Raw genomic sequence first — 18,932 nt, 5'->3', positions numbered from 1 at the left:
CCGGTGGTTGAGGAGCCCTCGCCGCCGGTGGTTGAGGAGGTTGCGCCAGCAACCGTCTCGAAACCACCCGACCCACCGGTGGTTGAGGAGGTTGCGCTAGCAACCGTCTCGAAACCACCCGACCCACCGGTGGTTGAGGAGGTTGCGCTAGCAACCGTCTCGAAACCACCTGACCCACCGGTGGTTGAGGAGGTTGCGCTGGCAACCGTCTCGAAACCACCCCGGCGACGGACCGGACCGACCACAGGGCGGGCGCGGCTAGCCTGCGTCCATGCGGCTGCTGATCGTCCACCACTCCCCCACGGCGACGACGCGCGCGCTCACGGACGCGGTCGTGGCGGGGGCGCACGACGACGCGATCGAGGGCGTGGAGGTGGTGGTGCGCGAGGCGCTGGAGGCCCGGGCGGAGGACGTGCTCGGGGCGGACGGGATCCTGCTCGGGACGCCCGCGAACTTCGGCTACATGAGCGGCGCCCTCAAGCACTTCTTCGACACGATCTTCCTCGAGGCCGGCGGCGCGCTGGCCGACGACGGCTCGAGCGGCCCGGGTGGGACCGGCACCGGGGCAGGCACCGGGAAGAAGCCCTACGGGCTGTGGGTGCACGGGCGCTACGACACCACCGGCGCCGTCCGCTCCGTGCAGTCGATCGTCCAGGCCCTGCCGTGGCGCCAGGCCGCCGAGGTCCTGGAGGTGGTCGGGGCTGTGGAGGAGGACCAGACCGGGGCGGCGTACGAGCTCGGCGGCACCCTCGCGGCGCTCGTCGCCGACGGCGGCTGAACGGCGTCACCGCAGGTCAGGAGCGGTTTGTGGCAGTCCCGTGGAGAAGGTAACGGCCGTTACCTTCTCCACAGTTCGCCAACAGCGTCGACGTTTACCGACGTGTGCCCGGAGCTCCGGAACATCCTCGCGCTGGTGACCAACCGATCTCGGGTTCCTTGGATCCCGAGCCCCGTCGCGGGGCCGCGGGACGCGACGAGAAGAGCCCCGTCATGACCCACAGCAGACCCGACCGTCCGCCCCGGTGGCGCGGTCCCCTGACCTGGCTCACGGCGCTGGTCGTCGTGACCGCACTGACCACCCTCGGCGCGGCGATCGGCGGCTCGGCGCCGAGCGCCGCCGCGGCCGACCCGCACGGCAACAACGGCACCGTGAAGATCGCCGAGCTCGGCGACATCGACTCGCCCAGCAACGACCCGCACGTGGGCTGCACGTTCCAGGTGGAGTGGTACGGCTTCGACGAGGGGGCCGACATCATCTCGTCGGTCTCGTTCCAGTCGTGGGCCCCGACGAGCGACGTCGCGCTCGACGTCGACGGTCCCGAGACGGTCTTCGTCGGCGGGGACCCGGCGACCGGCGCGGGCACCCCGACGGGGCTCGACGGGCTGCAGGTCTACACGCTGCACTTCACCGGCGCCCCGCACCCCGTGCAGGGCTACCACGTGAAGCTGACCATCCACACGCCCGGCTCGATCGGCAACGACTCCAAGAGCAAGGTGTTCTGGGTCGAGGGCTGCGCCCCGGAGGTGCCGGCGAACCCGTCCCTCGCGCTGCACAAGACCGTGACCGACGCGAGCGGCGACGGCCGGGGCGTGCTGGACGAGGTGCTCACCTACACGTTCGCGGTGACCAACACCGGCAACGTCCCGCTGACCGACGTGCGGATCACCGACGCCACGATCCCCGCCCTGGCGGCGGGTGCCCCGTGCGTGGCCACCCTCGCCGTCGGCGCGACGACCACCTGCCCGCTGCTGCCGTCCGCCACCCACGTCGTGAGCGCCGCCGACGTCACCGCGGGCGCCGTCAGCAACACCGCGACCGCCACCGGGACCACCCCCTCGTCGGGCCACGTCTCGGACAGCGACATGGCGATGATCCCGACGGAGGCGACGGTGCCGCCGGCCCCGGTCGCCGGGCTGTCGATCACCAAGACCGTCGACCGCGCCCAGGCCGGGCCCGGTGAGGTCGTGACCTGGACGCTGACGGCGCGCAACGCCGGCCCCGGCCCGGCCCAGATGGTCCTGGTCACGGACACCCTGCCCACGGGCACGACGTACCTCTCCGCCACGGGGACCGGCTGCACCCGCAGCGGGGCCGACGTGTCGTGCGCGATCGGCACGCTCGCCGCCGGCGCCTCGTCCGTGGTCACGATCCGGGCGACCGTCGACCCCGTCCCGCACGTCGCCGATCCCAACGGGCACCAGCTCGACGTCACCAAGGTCGAGGCCCACCTCTCCGTCCCCCGCGGCGCCACCGGGACCGCCACGGCCAGCTGCCCGTCGGGGTACGTCGCCACCGACGGCAGCGTCCGCATGGACGCGGTCGACCAGGGCACCGGGACGTGGATCGACGAGGGCGTGCTCACGAGCCGCGCGACCGCCGACGGCACCGGCTGGACCGGCACCGTGAGCAACGCGGCCACCGGCCAGTTCCAGGGCAAGGTCGCGGTGGTCTGCCTCAGCAACCGCACGGTGTCGGGCGAGGACCACAGCCACCCGGTCGTCGTGACCGGCCCGCTCACCACGACCCAGACCTGGGGGGCCGGCGCCCACGACGTCGACCTCGACTGCGGCGCCGGCAAGGTGGCCATCACCCCCGGCTGGTCGTTCACGGCGGGCACCGGCTCGGTGCGCGTGGACAAGCGGATCGGGACCGGCTGGCACTTCACGGTCGACGTGCCCACCTCGGCCACCGCCGTGCTGTCGGTCCGCTGCCTGTCCACGACGCTCGGCGCAGCCGGCGGGCACACCCACGACCTGGTGCTGACCCAGCTCGCGGACACGGTCGTCGTCCCCGCCGGCCAGACCGTCGAGCGCAGCCTGACCTGCGCCGACGACGGCAAGGGCATCGTCGCCTCCGTGGACCTCGACCAGGGCGAGCAGTCGCTCGGCAGCGACCCGCGGCCGAAGACCCGTGCCTTCCGGTTCAGCAACCGCACCCTCACCGACCGGACCGTGCGGATCGGGCTGCTGTGCCTGTCGGTCCGCACCGGGCTCGGCGGCAGCACCGGGGACCACGACGTCGTGAACCGCGCCCGTGTCTCCACCACGTCGCCGGACGCGACCGTCTCGGACGACCTGGCGTCGGCGACCTTCCGGGTGGTCGACGCGCTGGCGCTCGCCTCGGTCGCCCGGCTGTCCAGCAGCCCCGGCCAGACGGAGCTGACGGTCGCGGTCACGTCCAGCGGCGCACGCGCCGCCACCGCCCGGCTGTTCGCGGTGGTCCGTGTGCAGCACACCGGGCTCCGGGCGGGCAGCCTCCTGGCACACAGCCGGGCCCGGCTGCACGCCGGCCGCCAGGGCGTCACGCTCGCGGTGCGGTCCGTCGCGGAGCCGGCACTCCGGCAGGGCGACGTACGCCGTGCACGGCTGGTGATCGTGACCCGCGACGGGCACCGCGAGGTGCAGATCGTCCGGATCCGCCACTGACCCGCACCCCGGGGAACGCCTCGGTCGGGCGGTAGGCTTCGCGAGAGTCCGTCGCCCGACCGAGGAGGGTCCGCGTTGCTCCCTGTCCGGCGCTGCGCCGCGGTCCTGGCCGTGCTCGTCACCACCACCCTGCTCCTGGCCGGGTGCGGTGGCGACGACGGCCAGGGCAGCAATGCCGACCCCGACCAGGTCGACGCCGTCGAGAAGCCCGAGCTGGGCGCCTGCCGGATGCTGACACCCGACGACGTGGCGGCCGCGAGCAACGCCAGCAAGGTCGTCGACTGTGCCGACGAGCACACCGCCCAGACGTACGCCGTCGGCGGACTGCCCGACCAGCTCAGCGACGCCGGCTACGACGACGAGAAGATCGGCGCCTGGGCCTACGACACCTGCGCGAAGCAGTTCGAGGACTTCCTCGGCGCCGACGAGAGCCTCGTGATGCGCACGGTCGTGAGCTGGGCGTGGTTCCGGCCCTCCGAGAAGGCCTGGGAGGACGGCGCTCGGTGGTACCGCTGCGACGTCGTCGGCGGTGGCGAGCAGAGCAAGGCCTACGTCCCGCTCCCCGAGGAGACCAAGGGACTGCTGCTCGGCAAGCCCGACGACCAGTGGATGGTCTGCGCCGCGGGGCCGTCGGTCTCCGGCTCGGTGAAGATCCCGTGCACGGAGGCGCACGACTGGCGGGCGATCTCGACCGTCAAGCTGGGCGAGCCCAAGGACCCCTACCCGGGCGATCGCCTCTCGCAGGTCAAGACCCGGGACTTCTGCTCCGAGCAGGTCGCGGCGTTCCTGAACTACCCCGTCGACTACGACTTCGGCTACACGTGGTTCCACGAGGCCGAGTGGCAGGCCGGCAACCGGCGCTCGGTCTGCTGGGCCAGGACGAACGCGTGAGGCGGGCGGCTGCCGCAGCGCTCCTCCTCCTGCTGCCGCTCGCCGGCTGCAGCGGTGGCGACACCTCGGGCGACGGCAGCACGAACGACGCCGCTGCCTCCTCCCCGAGCACCACACCGTCCGCCAGTGCCACGCCGACGACGGCCACCGCGGCGCCGAAGCCGCGCGACCGGGCGTGCTACCGGCTCGACTACGCCGCCGCCGTCGCCCCGACGACCACCGCGAAGCCGCAGGACTGCGGCGGCGCCCACACCGCCATGACGTACGCCGTGGGCACGCTCGACACCGTGGTCGCCGGCCACCTGGTCGCGGTCGACTCGGCCAAGGTCCAGCAGCAGGTGGCGACCGAGTGCCCCCAGCGGCTGCCCGCCTTCCTCGGCGGCAGCCCCGAGGCGCTGCGCCTGAGCATGCTGCGTGCCGTCTGGTTCACCCCGACGGTCGAGGAGTCCGACGCGGGCGCCGACTGGTACCGCTGCGACGTCATCGCCGTCGCCGCCGAGGGCCGGCTCGCCCCGCTGACCGGGGCGCTGCGCGGGGTCCTCGCCCGCCCGGACGCCGCCGCCCGCTACGGCATGTGCGGCACCGCCGAGCCCGGCACCTCCGGCTTCGACCGGGTCATCTGCTCCGGGTCGCACTCGTGGCGCGCCATCGACACGGTCACCTTCAGCGGCAGTGCCTACCCCGGCGTCGCGAAGGCCCGGGACGCCGGTCAGGGTCCGTGCGAGGACGCCGCCCGGGCCCGCGCCAGCGACGCACTGAACTTCAAGTGGAGCTACGAGTGGCCCACCGCCGCACAGTGGCGTGGCGGTCAGACCTATGGTCTGTGCTGGATCCCCGACTGACCGACCTCAGGAGCCGCATGACCTGGACGCCCGCCGACCTGCCCGACCTCACCGGACGCACCGCCGTCGTCACCGGCGCCAACTCCGGGATCGGCGAGCACACCGCCCGTGAGCTCGCGGCGCACGGCGCGACCGTGGTGCTCGCCTGCCGCAACGAGGAGTCCGCCCGAGCGGCCGCGGCCGGGATCGACGGCTCCACCCGCGTCGAGAAGCTCGACCTGTCCTCGCTCGCCTCCGTCCGCGCGTTCGCCGACCGGTGGGAGGGCCCGCTCGACCTGCTGGTCAACAACGCCGGCGTGATGACGCCGCCGCGCTACCGCGAGACCGAGGACGGCTTCGAGCTGCAGTACGGCACCAACCACCTCGGACACTTCGCCCTCACCGGGCTCCTGCTGCCGGCGCTGCTCGCCGCCCCCGAGGCCCGGGTCGTGACGGTCTCGTCGATCGCCCACCACGGCGGCTCGGCGGCGGTGCTCGAGGGGAACCCGAAGGCGACGTACCGCCCCTCCCCGGCCTACGGCAACAGCAAGCTCGCCAATCTCCTCTTCGCCGCGGAGCTGCAGAAGCGGGCCACCGCGGCGGCCGTCGCGCTGACGTCGACCGCCGCGCACCCGGGCGTCTCCGCGACCGGGCTGGTCACCTCGCCCGACGGCCTCGGCGCGATCCCCGGCGTCCGCACCGTGTCACCGCTCTTCCTGCGCCTGCTCTTCCAGTCGGCCAAGGCAGGCGCGAACCCCACGCTGTACGCCGCCACGGCGGCCGAGCCGGGGTCGTACACCGGCCCGCAGCGACTGCGCGAGAGCCGCGGCCCCGTCGGCCCGGCGAAGCTGTCGCGCGCCGGACGCGACGACGAGCTCGCGCTGCGCCTGTGGGACCTCAGCGAGCAGCAGACCGGCGTCACGTACTCCTTCTGAGCCCCGCCCCCGCCGACCACCCCGACACCAGGAGCACCACCATGGACATGCGCCTCGAGCTCGTCCCGCTGCCGACCACCGACGTCGACCGCAGCGTGGAGTTCTACGTGGAGAGGATGGGCTTCCACCTCGACCACGACGTGCAGCCCGGCAACGGCATGCGCGTCGTCCAGGTGACGCCGCCGGGCTCCGCCTGCTCGATCGCCTTCGGCGTCGGCATGGGCGACCCGGACGCCCCGCGGGTCAGCAACCTGCACCTCGTGGTGGCCGACATCGAGGCCGCCCGTGCGGAGGTCACGGCACGTGGCGTCGAGGTGTCCGAGGTGCAGGACATGGGCGGCGTGAAGTACGCCTTCCTCGCCGACCCGGACGGCAACTCGTGGGCGCTGCAGGAGCTGCTGCGCTGATCTCCCGTCGCCCCGGTCCCGGGGCCGGGCTCAGAAGCCGAGCTTGCGCAGCTGGCGCGGGTCGCGCTGCCAGTCCTTGGCGATCTTGATGTGCAGGTCGAGGTAGACCGGCGTGCCGAGCAGCGCCTCGATCTGCTTGCGCGCGGCCGTGCCGACCTCGCGCAGCCGCGCTCCCTTGTGGCCGATCATGATGCCCTTCTGGGAGTCGCGCTCGACGTACAGGTTGGCGTGGATGTCGAGCAGCGGCCGGTCGGCGTCGCGACCCTCGCGCAAGGCCATCTCCTCGACGACGACGGCGATCGAGTGCGGCAGCTCGTCACGGACGCCCTCGAGGGCGGCCTCGCGGATCAGCTCGGCGACGATCGCCTCCTCCGGCGCGTCGCTGAGGTCGCCGTCCGGGTAGAGCTGCGGCCCCTCGGGGAGCAGCCCGACGAGCAGGTCCTCGAGCAGCGTGACCTGGTCGCCACTCTTCGCGGAGACGGGCACGATCTCGGCCCACTCGGTCCCGGTCTCGACGCCGAGCTTGGCGATGTCGAGCAGGTGGTTGCCGATCTGGTCGGGCTCGGCGAGGTCGGTCTTGGTGGCGATCGCGACCTTGATGGTGCGGCGGACCTTCGACATCTCCTTGACGATGAAGCGGTCGCCGGGCCCGATCTTCTCGTTGGCGGGGAAGCACACCGCGACGATGTCGACCTCGGCCAGCGTCGTCTTCACGAGGTCGTTGAGGCGCTCGCCGAGCAGCGTGCGCGGGCGGTGCAGCCCGGGAGTGTCGACGAGGATCAGCTGGGCGTCGTCACGGTGCACGATGCCGCGCACGACGGTGCGGGTCGTCTGCGGCTTGGAGCTGGTGATCACGACCTTGCTGCCGACGAGAGCGTTCGTGAGCGTCGACTTGCCGGCGTTCGGGCGCCCGACGAACGACACGAAGCCGCTGCGGTGGGCGGGGCCCTGCCCGTCCTGCTGGGGGGTCCGGTGGTCGCTCATGCGTGTCCCTCTCGTGCGGCATCGAAGTCCGCCCAGATCTGGTCGTCGGACTTGCCGGCAGCCTTGCCGGCCCGCCAGATCGGCCCCGGGTCCACCGCACGGGGCTGGCGCTGGGCCACCCCGCGCCAGTAGCCCATGACGTCGTACGCCGTGGGCGGCAGGCGCCGCTCACGCATCAGGTGCTTGCGGATCGCCCGCATCTGCGCGGACTCCCCCGCCATCCAGAAGTAGCCCTCGCCCGCGGGCCAGTCGATCGTCTCGACGACCGCGGCCAGGTTGCTGCTCGACTCCCCCGGCGGCGTCAGCCAGGTGACGTCCGCGCCGGCGCCGAGGTAGTCCCCCAGCTCGTCGGGCACCTCGGCCCAGATCCGCGTCGGCAGGTCGGTGGTCTCGGCGATCCGCGCCATCGCGGGCATCGCGGTCAGGTCGCCGACGAGGAGCAGCCAGGCGGCGTCCGCCGGCGGGGCGAAGGAGCCCTTCGCCTCGGTGATCGTGACGCGGTCACCCACGACGTCGCGGGCGGCCCACTCGGTGACCAGGCCGACCTCGTGCACCACCACGTCCAGCGTGAGCACGCCCTCGGCCCACGACCGGACCGTGTAGTAGCGGCTCTGGAACTGCCCCGGCACCACCAGCCCGACCCACTCGTCGGGGAGGCCCGTCGACGCGAAGTCCGCCAGCCCGGGCCCGCCCAGCGTGAGCCGCACCAGGTGCTCGGACAGCTGCTCGCGTCCCAGGACGTCGGCGGCGTACTGCCGGGCTCTCGTGCTCACCCGTCAAGGCTAGGGGGTCGGCCGCGCGGCGCCGAAATGGTGGGCGGGCGGGGGAAGTTTCACCGGGTACCCGGTGAAACTGGCGCTCCTGGCGTGGAACTCCATGACAGGAGCGCCAGTTTCGTCGGTCGACCGACGAAACTTCGGGCAGATGCGCCGACTCGATGCCCCCACCGGTGGCAGACGCGCCGACTCGACGCCCCCACAGATCTGCAGACGCGCCGACTCGGCACTCGTCGTCACCAGGTGGGGCGCAGCGGGAAGCCGTCCTTGCCGTCGTCGGTGGTGCGGACGGCGAGCACCTGGTGCAGCTGGATCTCGTTGCGCTCGAAGCCGAGCCGGGAGCCGGCCATGTAGACGCCCCAGACGCGGGCGGTGCCCTCGCCGACCTCGGCCACGCACTCGTCCCAGTTCTCGACGAGGTTGCGGCACCAGTCCCGCAGGGTCATCGCGTAGTGGATGCGGAGGTTCTCCTCGTGCATCACCTCGAGGCGCGCGTCCTGCGCCTCCTTGATGATCGTGCCGGAGCCGATCAGCTCGCCGTCGGGGAAGACGTAGCGGTCGATGAACGCCCCGGTCTCCTCGCGACGGTTGTGCGCGCGGGTGATGCAGTGGTTGAGCAGCCGGCCCTCGGGGCGCAGCCGGCTGCGCAGGAACGAGAAGTACGACGGGTAGTTGCGCACCCCGATGTGCTCCATCAGCCCGATCGAGCTGACGGCGTCGAAGCCGCCCTCCAGCACGTCGCGGTAGTCCGAGTGCCGCACCTCGGCGAGGTCGCCCAGGCCGTCCCGGTCGATCGCCTCCTTGGCCCACTGGGCCTGCTCGCGCGACAGCGTCACGCCGAGCGCCTTGACGCCGTAGTGCCGCGCCGCGTGGCGGACCATCCCGCCCCAGCCGCAGCCGACGTCGAGCAGCCGCTGCCCGGGCTGCAGGTCGAGCTTGCGGCAGACCAGGTCGAACTTCTCGGCCTGCGCCTCCTCGAGCGTGGCGTCCTGCTCGGGGTAGACCGCGCAGGTGTAGGCCATCGACGGGCCCAGCACCAGCTCGTAGAAGCGGTTCGAGACGTCGTAGTGGTGCGCGATCACCTCGGCGTCGCGGCTCATCGAGTGCCGCAGGCCCTCCATCGCCCGGCGCCAGCGCGGCAGGTGCTCCTGCGGCGGGGGCGGCGGCGGCTTGAGGTTTGCCAGGCCCAGCCCGCGCACGAGGTTCAGCGCCTCGGCCGCGGTGGGCTTGCGGAAGCGGAGGTGGTTCTGCAGCAGCGCCATGGCGTCGTACGGGTCGCCCGGGTGCACACCGTGGATCTTGAGGTCGCCGGCGACGTACGCCCGCGCCATGCCCAGGTCGCCGGGGGCCGTCAGCAGGTAGGACAGCCCGCGCTGGTTCACCAGCTCCAGCTCGATGCCGGCGTCGGCCGGACCGGCCGTGCTGCCGTCGTACGCCGAGAACTTCACCGGCATGCCGTCGCGCAGGAGCGAGCTCACCGCGTCGCCGATCATCATGCTCATCGTCTCTTCACCGCCTTGTCGTAGAGGCTCGTCAGTCGGTCGTCGGGGTCGTGCTGGCGCTTGACGGCGGCGAGGTGCGCGCCGTCGTAGAGCCGGTCGAACGTGTCGGCGTCGTAGAACGCCTCCGAGTAGAGGGACTTGTGGCCGCCGAGCTCGTGCACCTTCGCCTCGATGGCGCGGTTCTTCGGGCCGTTCGGGGCGTCCGGGCCGACGTGCACGGTGCCCCAGAAGCCGACGTTGACGTACGTCGCGCCCGGCTCGAGCGGGTACGTCGACCAGGCGCGGGTCGACCGGAGCGGGCAGAGCCACACGGGCCGCATCCCGACCTCGTCGTCGAACCACGCGAGGAACTCCTCGAGCCGGTCCAGCGGGACCTCGACGTCCTGGATGACCCGCTCGCGCAGCGGGCGCCCGGCGCGGCGGTCCAGCCGGTCGGCGATCCCGAGGCGACGGTCCAGCCCGATCAGCCTGCTGTAGACGTCCGAGCGGCGCCACCGGCGGGGCCAGAGCCGCCGGACGGTCGGGTGCTGCACGCCGAACGCGCCCGAGCACCAGAACCAGTCGGTGTCCCAGCGCCACAGGTAGTCGTACATCGTGAGCAGGTCGGTCTCGCGCTCCTGGATCGAGCGGTAGAAGATCTGCTGCCCGGTGTAGTCGCTCGGCTCCGCACCACGCGGGGAGTCCACCCACGTCGCCAGCGTCAGGTAGTACTCCCCCGGCGCGAACGCGACGCCGTCCAGCCCGTCGACGCGCGTGCCGTCGTGCTCGCCGGACTCGACGACGGCCTCGACGGTCTTGGCGAGCAGTGCGGCGTCGTCGAAGCGGACGTGGCGCAGCGCGACGTACGTCGGCACCGCCTCGAGCTGGATGACCAGCCGGGTGGCGTAGCCCAACGACCCGTAGGAGTTGGGGAAGGTGTCGAAGAGCTCGTCACCGGGGCGGGTCGTGACGACCTCGCCGGCACCGGTGAAGACGTCCATCTCGAGGACGGACTCGTGCGGCAGCCCCGAGCGGAAGCTCGTCGACTCGATGCCGAGCCCGGTGACCGCGCCGCCCAGCGTGATCGTGCGCAGCTGCGGCACCACGAGCGGGATCAGCCCGTGCGGCAGGGTGGCGTCGACGAGGTCCTCGTAGGTGCACATGCCCTGCACCTCGGCGGTGCGGGCCTCGGGGTCGACCGCGAGGACGCCGGTCAGCCCGGACACGTCCAGGCCCGGCGCGGTGGTCGCCGCGCGCGGCCGGAAGAGGTTCGAGGTCTTCTTCGCCAGCCGGACCGGGCTCCCGGCCGGGATGGCGGCGTACGACGCCCTGAGCCGCTCGACGGCGGCGGTGTGCTGGGCCCGGCTTCCCCCTGGATTCACGCTCAGCACGCTACTCCTGGCCGATGTCGGGCGCGTTACCGGAGTCACCCTCCGGACATTTCCCGGCCCGTGGGACCGCGTGTCAGTCGGCCAGCGCGGCCCAGCCGAGGTGGTCGTGCACGGCGATGCCGCGGTACGTCGACGCCCCGGCCCCGGCCGCGGCCTCGACGTCGTCGACCTCGCCCAGCACCTGCGCCAGCTCGGCGGCGGTCCGGCCGAAGAAGGTCTGCTTGCGGGCCACGGCGTCGTCCCCGAGGTCGTTGGTCTCGACGGCGAGGCGGGCCGGCTTGCGGGCCTTGGCCGCAGCCGCCAGCGCGGTGGCGCCGAGCCCCGTGATCGAGTCGGGACCGGTCGCGACGTGGCGGTAGGTCAGCACCGTGACCGCGTCGACCCGCGCGATCGCCGCGCGGTCGAGCCGGGTGCCCTGCACGGTGACCTGGTCGAGCCAGAACGCGAGGTCGGCCTCGACCGGCAGCCGGGTGGCCCGGGCGAGGCTGTCGAGCAGCCCGAGCCAGGCGGTGGCGACGGCCTTGCGGCTGCCGTCCCAGCCGGGGTGGATCCACGGCTCGACGTCGAGGTGGACGCCGTCGAAGAGACCGGTGGAGAGTGCCGAGGACTGCCAGGCCAGTGCGGCCTTGGGCCGGTCGATCCAGGTGGTCTCGCTGCCGAGTGCCTGGACCCGGATGCCGGCGGCCTGGGTGGCGGGGCGTAGCGAGCGGTACCAGTCGAGGGTCGACGAGGTCGCGAGCCCGTCGGGCACCGACACGAAGAGGTCGTCCACCCCGTGCGCGGTGGCGAACGCGACCAGCTCGTCGACGTCCGGCCGGTCCCACACCCACATCGCGCGGCCTGGCTCGGCCACGCGGACGGCGCGAGCCGCCTGGGCGGGGGCGCTCACCGCGAGCAGCCCGAGGACGAGGGCGGCGACCAGCGCGGGCAGCAGCCCGCGGAGGAGCGCGACCCCCAGGGTCCGGAGTCGCCGGTGCACGGCCCCAGCCTAGGCGCGCCCACGCCCGCGCGGAGCCGAATCAGGTCAGCCCGCTGGACCGGATCGTGCCGCGCGGGTCGCCGACGTGCACCGGGACACCGGGGCCGGCGAGGTCCCGCACGGCGGCCAGGTCCGGTGCCGTGGCCTCGTCGGCCTCGGTCAGCACCACCGCGGCCTCGAGCCCCTTCGCCCCGGACGCCACGGCCATGGCGACGCAGACCTGGACGGCGGACAGCTGCAGGGACGGCAGGTCGACGGTTGCGGCGGCGTACGTCCGGCCGTCGGCGTCGCGGACGGCCGCGCCCTCTGCGGCACCGACCCGGGCACGGGTGGCACGGGCCAGGGTGACGAGCTTGGCGTCCTCGGGGGCGAGGTCAGTCACGGTGGTCTCCTTCGGGGGCGTGGTCGGGGTGCTCGGGCTCGACGCGCGAGATCAGCACGGTCCCGATCTTGTTGCGGCGCCCGGAGACGCCCTCGGCCTCGAAGCGCAGGCCGTGCGCCTCGACGTGGCTGCCGGGGATGGGCACCCGGCCGAGGTGCTTGGCCATCAGGCCGCCCACGCTGTCGACGTCTTCCTCCTCGACGTCGAAGCCGAACAGCTCGTCGAGGTCGTCGATCGGGTAGCGGCTCGAGACCCGGGTGGTGCCCGACGGCAGCACCTCGACCTCGATCTCGTCCTCGTCGTACTCGTCGGTGATCTCGCCGACGATCTCCTCGAGGATGTCCTCGATGGTGATCAGCCCGGCGGTGCCGCCGTACTCGTCGACGACGACCGCGATGTGCTGCCGGTCGGCCTGCATCTCGGAGAGCAGGGCGTCGACGGGCTTGGACTCGGGGACGTAGTGGGCCGGGCGCATCACCTCGTCGATGCGCTGGGTGAACTCCACGTCGGGCGCCTCGAAGTCGCGGCGCACGATGTCCTTGAGGTAGGCGAAGCCCACGATGTCGTCGAGGTTCTCGCCGATCACCGGGACCCGGGAGTAGCCGCTGCGCAGGAAGAGCGAGAGCGTCTGGCGGAGGTTCTTGTGGCGCTCGACGTAGACCACGTCGTTGCGCGGGACCATCACCTCGCGGGCGCTGGTGTCGCCGAGCTCGAAGACGGAGTGGATCATCCGACGCTCCCCCGACTCGATGACCGCGGAGGCCTCGGCGAGGTCGACCAGCTCGCGCAGCTCGGTCTCGGTGGAGAACGGGCCCTCGCGGAAGCCCTTGCCGGGCGTGATCGCGTTGCCGAGCAGGATCAGCAGCCGCGGCAGCGGTCCGAGGATGCTCGTCACCCACGACAGCGGGCCGGCGGCGATCAGCGCGATCCGCTCGGAGTGCTGGCGCCCCAGGGTGCGCGGGGCGACGCCGATGACGACGAAGGACAGGACCAGCATCATCGAGACGACCGTGAGCACGGTGGGCCACCACGAGCCACCGAAGTGGTCGCGCACCTGGAGCGTGACCAGCACGATCGCGGAGATCTCGCAGAGCAGCCGCAGCAGCAGCGCGGTGTTGAGGTAGCGGGCCGCGTCGTCGAGCAGCCCGAGCAGGCGCCGGGCGCCGGGGCGCGCGTCGACGAGGAGCTCCTCCGCGCGGGCGCGGGAGAACGAGCCGAGCGCGGCGTCGGCCGCGGAGAAGACGCCGGCGAGCAGGACGAGGGCGGCCGCCGTCACCAGCAGCCCGATATCACCGCTGGTCATGCGGGGGTCGAGCTGCGCCAGGACGCGAGCAGCTCGTCCTGGAGACCGAACATCTCCCGGTGCTCCTCGGGCTCGGCGTGGTCGTAGCCCAGGAGGTGCAGGATGCCGTGCACCGTGAGCAGCTCGATCTCGGCGAGCGTGCCGTGGCCGGCGGTCTCGCCCTGCTTCTCGGCGATGTCGGGGCAGAGGACCAGGTCACCGAGGACGCCCTCCTCGGGCTCCTCGTTGACCAGGCCGGGACGCAGCTCGTCCATCGGGAAGGCGAGCACGTCGGTCGGGCCCTCCTTCTCCATCCACTGCTCGTTGAGCTGGGCGATGGTGGCCTCGTCGACGGCCTTGATGCAGAGCTCGGCGAGCGGGTGCACCCGCATCCGGTCCATCACGAAGCGGCTCAGCGCCGCCAGCCCCTTGACGTCCAGGTCGCGCCCGGACTCGTTGAGGATCTCGATGCTCATCGGTTCGTGCCGCCCCGGTGGTTGGCCGCCGCGAGCTCGCCGCGGGCGTCGGCCTCGTCGTAGGCCTGGACGATCTTGCCGACCAGGCGGTGGCGTACGACGTCGCTGGTCGTGAGGCGGTTGAACGAGATGTCCTCGACGCCGTCGAGGATGGCCTCGATCACGCGCAGGCCGGACTTGGTGCCGGACGGCAGGTCGACCTGGGTCGTGTCGCCGGTGACGACGATCTTGGACCCGAAGCCCAGCCGGGTCAGGAACATCTTCATCTGCTCGGGCGAGGTGTTCTGCGCCTCGTCCAGGATGATGAAGGCGTCGTTCAGGGAGCGGCCGCGCATGAAGGCCAGCGGCGCGACCTCGATCGTGCCCGACGCCAGCAGCTTCGGGATCGTCTCGGGGTCGATCATGTCGTGGAGGGCGTCGTACAGCGGGCGCAGGTAGGGGTCGATCTTCTCGCTGAGCGTGCCGGGCAGGTAGCCCAGCCGCTCCCCCGCCTCGACGGCCGGGCGCGTGAGGATGATCCGGGTGACGTTCTTCGACTGCAGCGCCTGGACCGCCTTGGCCATCGCCAGGTAGGTCTTGCCGGTGCCGGCCGGGCCGATGCCGAAGGTGATCGTGTGCTTGTCGATGGCGTCGACGTAGCGCTTCTGGTTCAGCGTCTTCGGGCGGATCGAGCGGCCGCGGTTGCTCAGGATGTTGAGGCTCAGCACGTCGGCCGGGCGCTCGTTGGTCTCCTGGCGCAGCATCGTCAGCACGCGCTCGACGGTCTCGTTGGACATGCCCTGGCCGGTGCGGATGATCGTGACCAGCTCGTCGAGGAGCCGGTCCGCGAGCGCGACCTCGCCGGGGTCGCCCTTGAGCGCGATCCGGTTGCCGCGCACGTGGATCTCGGCCTTGATGCCACCCTCGATGATGCCGAGGTACTCGTCGCCGGGGCCGAGCAGGCTGACCATGTTGATGCTGGTCGGGATGACGACCGTGTGCCGGGTCTGGGGCGGGCTGGGCTGCTGGCCCTGCTCCGCGGCGCGGGGACGCTGGTGGCTGTCAGTCATGGATGCCCGGGCGGGCGGCCTCTCCGGTAGGGGTTCGAGCGACCTCAATGCTACGGGAGGGCGCGCGCTCGTCCCAGCGAGTTGCCACGGGGCTCCGCCGCGGCCCGTACGGTGGAGGCCATGACCGGTGGTGCGTACGACGCGTACGACGAGCTCGACGACCACGACGACGACACCCCGCCGTACTGGTACGCCGGCAACCACCTGCCGCACGACGCCCGCGCGATGGGGCTGACCCACCACGTCCCCGACGGCGCGCTGCTCGACTTCGCGGGCCGGCTCGACTCCACCAAGACCCTGCACCGCGTCACCGCCTGGGTGATGCTCGTGGTGTTCGGGCTGCCGGTGTTCTTCTACGTGCTGCGGCTGGTGCTCGCGGTCCTGCCGGGCTGAGCCCTCCGCGGACCGCGGCCGCACGCCGTCAGGATGCGGAGCCCGGCAGGGACCTCGGCTAGCGTCCCGCCCGATGAGCTCTCCCTCGCCCCGGACCTCCGACCGCCTCCCCACCGTCCGCGGCGCCCTGCGCTCCCCGGCCCTGCTGCGCACCGAGGTGCTCGCGGGCCTGGTGGTGGCGCTGGCGCTGATCCCCGAGGCGATCTCGTTCTCGATCATCGCCGGCGTCGATCCGCGCGTGGGTCTCTTCGCCTCGTTCACGATGGCCGTCGCCATCTCGTTCCTCGGCGGACGGCCCGCGATGATCTCCGCCGCGACCGGTGCCGTGGCGCTGGTCATCGCGCCGGTCATGCGCGACCACGGGTTCGACTACCTCATCGCCACCGTCGTCCTCGGCGGCCTGATCCAGGTGGTGCTCGCCCTGGCCGGCGTCGCGCGCCTGATGCGCTTCATCCCGCGCTCGGTCATGGTCGGCTTCGTCAACGCGCTGGCGATCCTGATCTTCTGGGCCCAGGTCGACCACCTGGTCGACGTGCCCTGGCTCGTCTACCCGATGACCGCCGTCGGGATCGCGGTGATCGTCGGCCTGCCACGGGTCACCCGCGTGGTGCCGGCGCCGCTCGTCGCGATCGTCGCCCTGACCGCCTTCACGGTCGTCGGGGCCGTCGGCGTGCCGAACGTCGGCGACGAGGGTGAGCTGCCCGACCGCCTGCCCTCGCTGTTCCTCCCTGACGTCCCCCTCACCCTCGAGACCCTCCGGGTGATCGCGCCGTACGCCCTGGCGATGGCCCTGGTCGGGATCCTCGAGTCGCTGCTCACCGCGAAGCTCGTCGACGACCTCACCGACACCCCGTCCGACAAGACCCGCGAGGCCTGGGGCCAGGGCGTCGCCAACGTGGTCACCGGCTTCCTCGGCGGCATGGGCGGCTGCGCGATGATCGGCCAGACGATGATCAACGTGAGGGTCTCGGGGGCCCGCACCCGCCTGTCGACCTTCCTCGCCGGCGTGTTCCTGCTCGTGCTGGTCGTGGGGTTCGGCGACGTCGTCGCCCTGATCCCGATGGCGGCACTCGTCGCCGTGATGGTCATGGTGTCCGTCGGCACCTTCGACTGGCACAGCATCCGCCCCGGCACCCTGCGCCGGATGCCGCGGTCGGAGACGGCCGTCATGGTCACCACCGTCGTCGTCACGGTGGCGACCCACAACCTCGCGATCGGCGTCGTGGTCGGGGTCCTGGTCGCGATGACACTCTTCGCCCGCCGGGTCGCGCACCTCACCGCGACCGACCGCGTGGTCGTCGTGGACGCCGACGGGCGCACGACCGCGCGCTACACCGTCACCGGCGAGCTCTTCTTCGCGTCGAGCAACGACCTCACGACGCAGTTCGCCTACGCCGACGACCCGGACCGCGTGGTCATCGACCTGTCGGCCTCCCACATCTGGGACGCCTCGACCGTTGCCTCGCTGGACGCCATCACCATGAAGTACGCGCGCCGGGGCACCTCCGTGGAGATCGTCGGGCTGAACGACGCCAGCGCCGACCGGCACGCCCGGCTCAGCGGGCAGCTCTCCGGGCACTGAGCGGCGGCGGGGCCGCCGCCGTCAGGACCCTTCGTCGAAGGCGACCTGCAGCATGCCCAGGCACATCTCGTCGGTGCTGCCCTCGCCCCAGACGACGTACCGGTCCACCGTGCCCTCGAAGGCCGGGAGCCGGTCGCGCAGCCACTGGGCGTGGGTGCAGGTGACCTCGACGGAGTCGTACTGGTCGAGGTGCACCGGCTTGATCGGGTGGGTGCCCTGGTTGTCGAAGTCCCACAGCGGGATGTCGAGGATCGTGCGGGCGTCCGGGGTGCCGGGGTTGACCTCGACCTTGATCTTGCGGCCGAGCAGGTGCATGTGGCCCGCGACGCCGAGGACCGTCATCGGCTTCTGGACGTAGCGCGTGCACGACGTCGTCTGCGACGCGACCGGCTTGCCGCCGCACAGGAAGTAGAGGAGGTCGGCCGTCGAGCCGGGGCCCGCCCCGAAGCGGGTCTTGACGTCCGCGAGGGCGTCGGCCCGGTCGCACAGCGGGCCGTCGTCGTTGGCGGGTCGGCACGGCAGCTCGACCGGCGCGGGCATCAGGAAGGTGTGCAGCGGCTTGAGCGGCGCGCGGCCCCGCATCCAGCGCACCTGGGTGCTCGACTGGTCGGCCGAGTCGCCCTTGAGCAGGTTGTAGTGGACCTGCATGATGATCCGCGACCCGGCCGGGAGCGGGACGCCGTACCCGTCCACGGTCTTGGTCTCGTCGCCGCCCGGCGCCCAGGCGCCCAGCCAGTTGGCGTCGTCCACGTTGGCGAAGTCGCCCTCGAGCCCGGTGCCGCCGAAGCAGGTCCAGCCCTCGCCGTCCTCGCTCGCGTCCTTGGCCTCCGCCTCGGCGACCTTGTCCGGGGTGACCTTGAAGAGGATCACGTGGTGGACCACGTCGGGGTTGTCCGGGAGCACGTTCGTGCCGGTCAGCCAGGCGTCCTCGGTCAGCCCGGGGTCGAGCAGGAAGCAGCGGTAGTCGTCGGTGCCGACGCCGGTGGGCGGCGAGGGGGTGTACGCCGCCGGCATGGTCAGCGTCTTGCGCCGCTCCCCCGCACGCAGCGGGAGGAGCTTGCCGACAGGAGCGTTCGCGTGCGGGTCGGGTCGCAGGTCGGCCGGGGTGTTCTCGAGCATCTCCGACGGCGCCCCCTCGCGCAGGTCGGTGCCGGCGCTGCCGCACTGGCTCAGCAGCGCGGCGACCAGCACGACCACGACGACGAGCGGCGCGCCGATCCGGGCCAGGCGGGCCGCGGGCGGGCGGGTCATCCGGGCGGCCAGGTGAGGGCGCGGCCCGCGAGGACGTGCAGGTGGGTGTGGAAGACGGTCTGGCCCGCTCCGGCGCCGGTGTTGAAGACCAGCCGGTAGTCGTCGTGGCCCTCGGCGGTCGCGACGGCCGCGGCGCTGGTGAGCAGCTCCGCAGCGGCCTCCGGGTCACCCGCGGCGAGGGCGGCGGCGTTCTCGTAGTGGGCGCGCGGCACCACCAGGACGTGGGTCGGTGCCTGCCCGTTGATGTCGCGGAACGCGACGGTCCGCTCGGTGACGTGCACGACCTCTCCGGGGACCTCGCCGGCGACGATCTTGCAGAACAGGCAGGCGGGGTCCGACTGGTGCGTGGCTTCCATGAGAACGTGTTCCTCCTGCCGTCATCGTGTCACGAAAACGCGTGCCCCGCCGACGTAAACCGGGAGGCCG

Annotated in this window: 19 protein-coding genes; 8 read left to right on the top strand and 11 right to left on the bottom strand. The window is 72.4% G+C overall.

All coding sequences use genetic code 11. From position 1 onward, the window contains the following. The first annotated feature begins 271 nt into the window (after window positions 1-271). The 6 genes from H5V45_RS18705 (at window position 272) to H5V45_RS18680 (ending at window position 6,480) form a co-directional block, all read left to right on the top strand. Window positions 272-778, top strand: coding sequence for a flavodoxin family protein (locus H5V45_RS18705; protein WP_185254329.1), 507 nt, complete (start codon window positions 272-274; stop codon window positions 776-778). Between the two features lie 212 nt (window positions 779-990). Then, window positions 991-3,426: a DUF7507 domain-containing protein gene (locus tag H5V45_RS18700; RefSeq protein WP_185254328.1), complete on the top strand. Its 2,436-nt coding sequence runs from the start codon at window positions 991-993 to the stop codon at window positions 3,424-3,426. Window positions 3,427-3,501: 75 nt separating this feature from the next. Then, window positions 3,502-4,317 carry a septum formation family protein gene (locus tag H5V45_RS18695; protein ID WP_185254327.1) on the top strand — a complete coding sequence of 272 codons (816 nt, stop codon included), beginning with the start codon at window positions 3,502-3,504 and terminating at the stop codon, window positions 4,315-4,317. Next, window positions 4,314-5,159 (top strand): septum formation family protein, encoded by an 846-nt coding sequence (locus tag H5V45_RS18690; RefSeq protein WP_343061623.1) that lies wholly within the window; start codon window positions 4,314-4,316, stop codon window positions 5,157-5,159. The genes H5V45_RS18695 and H5V45_RS18690 overlap by 4 nt, the downstream gene beginning before the upstream one ends. 17 nt (window positions 5,160-5,176) lie before the next feature. After that, entirely contained in the window at window positions 5,177-6,073 is an 897-nt protein-coding gene (locus H5V45_RS18685; protein ID WP_185254326.1) for an oxidoreductase, read from the top strand. 41 nt (window positions 6,074-6,114) lie between these two features. Further along, entirely contained in the window at window positions 6,115-6,480 is a 366-nt protein-coding gene (locus H5V45_RS18680) for a VOC family protein (RefSeq protein ID WP_185254325.1), read from the top strand. 30 nt (window positions 6,481-6,510) lie between these two features. On the opposite strand, the gene era is transcribed toward H5V45_RS18680, so the two are convergent. From era to H5V45_RS18635, 9 genes are all read right to left on the bottom strand, one after another. Continuing rightward, window positions 6,511-7,464, bottom strand: coding sequence for a GTPase Era (era, locus tag H5V45_RS18675; protein WP_185254324.1), 954 nt, complete (start codon window positions 7,462-7,464; stop codon window positions 6,511-6,513). Continuing rightward, on the bottom strand, window positions 7,461-8,237 hold the full coding sequence (locus H5V45_RS18670; RefSeq protein ID WP_185254323.1) for an SIP domain-containing protein: 777 nt from the start codon (window positions 8,235-8,237) through the stop codon (window positions 7,461-7,463). The genes era and H5V45_RS18670 overlap by 4 nt, the downstream gene beginning before the upstream one ends. 239 nt (window positions 8,238-8,476) lie before the next feature. Continuing rightward, window positions 8,477-9,742 (bottom strand): class I SAM-dependent methyltransferase, encoded by a 1,266-nt coding sequence (locus H5V45_RS18665; RefSeq protein ID WP_185254322.1) that lies wholly within the window; start codon window positions 9,740-9,742, stop codon window positions 8,477-8,479. Next, on the bottom strand, window positions 9,739-11,103 hold the full coding sequence (locus H5V45_RS18660) for an FAD-binding protein (RefSeq protein ID WP_185254321.1): 1,365 nt from the start codon (window positions 11,101-11,103) through the stop codon (window positions 9,739-9,741). Before H5V45_RS18660 ends, H5V45_RS18665 begins: the two co-directional genes overlap by 4 nt. An 82-nt stretch (window positions 11,104-11,185) precedes the next feature. Beyond that, on the bottom strand, window positions 11,186-12,091 hold the full coding sequence (locus H5V45_RS18655; protein WP_185254320.1) for a hypothetical protein: 906 nt from the start codon (window positions 12,089-12,091) through the stop codon (window positions 11,186-11,188). A gap of 40 nt (window positions 12,092-12,131) precedes the next feature. Beyond that, a complete protein-coding gene (locus H5V45_RS18650) occupies window positions 12,132-12,473 on the bottom strand; it encodes a cytidine deaminase (protein ID WP_185254319.1) in 342 nt (113 codons plus the stop codon). Further along, a complete protein-coding gene (locus H5V45_RS18645) occupies window positions 12,466-13,776 on the bottom strand; it encodes a hemolysin family protein (protein WP_185254318.1) in 1,311 nt (436 codons plus the stop codon). The genes H5V45_RS18650 and H5V45_RS18645 overlap by 8 nt, the downstream gene beginning before the upstream one ends. After that, window positions 13,773-14,231 carry an rRNA maturation RNase YbeY gene (gene ybeY, locus H5V45_RS18640; protein ID WP_185254317.1) on the bottom strand — a complete coding sequence of 153 codons (459 nt, stop codon included), beginning with the start codon at window positions 14,229-14,231 and terminating at the stop codon, window positions 13,773-13,775. The genes H5V45_RS18645 and ybeY overlap by 4 nt, the downstream gene beginning before the upstream one ends. Then, the gene (locus H5V45_RS18635) at window positions 14,228-15,181 is read right to left on the bottom strand and encodes a PhoH family protein (protein ID WP_246416591.1); all 954 of its coding nucleotides are present in this window, start codon (window positions 15,179-15,181) and stop codon (window positions 14,228-14,230) included. The genes ybeY and H5V45_RS18635 overlap by 4 nt, the downstream gene beginning before the upstream one ends. A 219-nt stretch (window positions 15,182-15,400) precedes the next feature. Here H5V45_RS18635 and H5V45_RS18630 point away from each other — a divergent pair, with 219 nt between their 5' ends. Then, entirely contained in the window at window positions 15,401-15,673 is a 273-nt protein-coding gene (locus tag H5V45_RS18630) for a hypothetical protein (RefSeq protein WP_185254315.1), read from the top strand. A gap of 73 nt (window positions 15,674-15,746) precedes the next feature. Next, window positions 15,747-17,255 (top strand): SulP family inorganic anion transporter, encoded by a 1,509-nt coding sequence (locus H5V45_RS18625; protein WP_185254314.1) that lies wholly within the window; start codon window positions 15,747-15,749, stop codon window positions 17,253-17,255. A gap of 21 nt (window positions 17,256-17,276) precedes the next feature. Here H5V45_RS18625 and H5V45_RS18620 read toward each other — a convergent pair whose 3' ends face one another. Beyond that, complete coding sequence (locus H5V45_RS18620; protein ID WP_185254313.1) at window positions 17,277-18,506, bottom strand: hypothetical protein; 1,230 nt, start codon at window positions 18,504-18,506, stop codon at window positions 17,277-17,279. Then, entirely contained in the window at window positions 18,503-18,862 is a 360-nt protein-coding gene (locus H5V45_RS18615; protein ID WP_185254312.1) for a histidine triad nucleotide-binding protein, read from the bottom strand. The genes H5V45_RS18620 and H5V45_RS18615 overlap by 4 nt, the downstream gene beginning before the upstream one ends. Between the last annotated feature and the right edge of the window lie 70 nt (window positions 18,863-18,932).

The organism is Nocardioides luti (genome assembly GCF_014212315.1).
Taxonomy (GTDB): Bacteria; Actinomycetota; Actinomycetes; order Propionibacteriales; family Nocardioidaceae; genus Nocardioides; species Nocardioides luti.
This window is presented reverse-complemented; position numbering and strand designations above follow the sequence as displayed.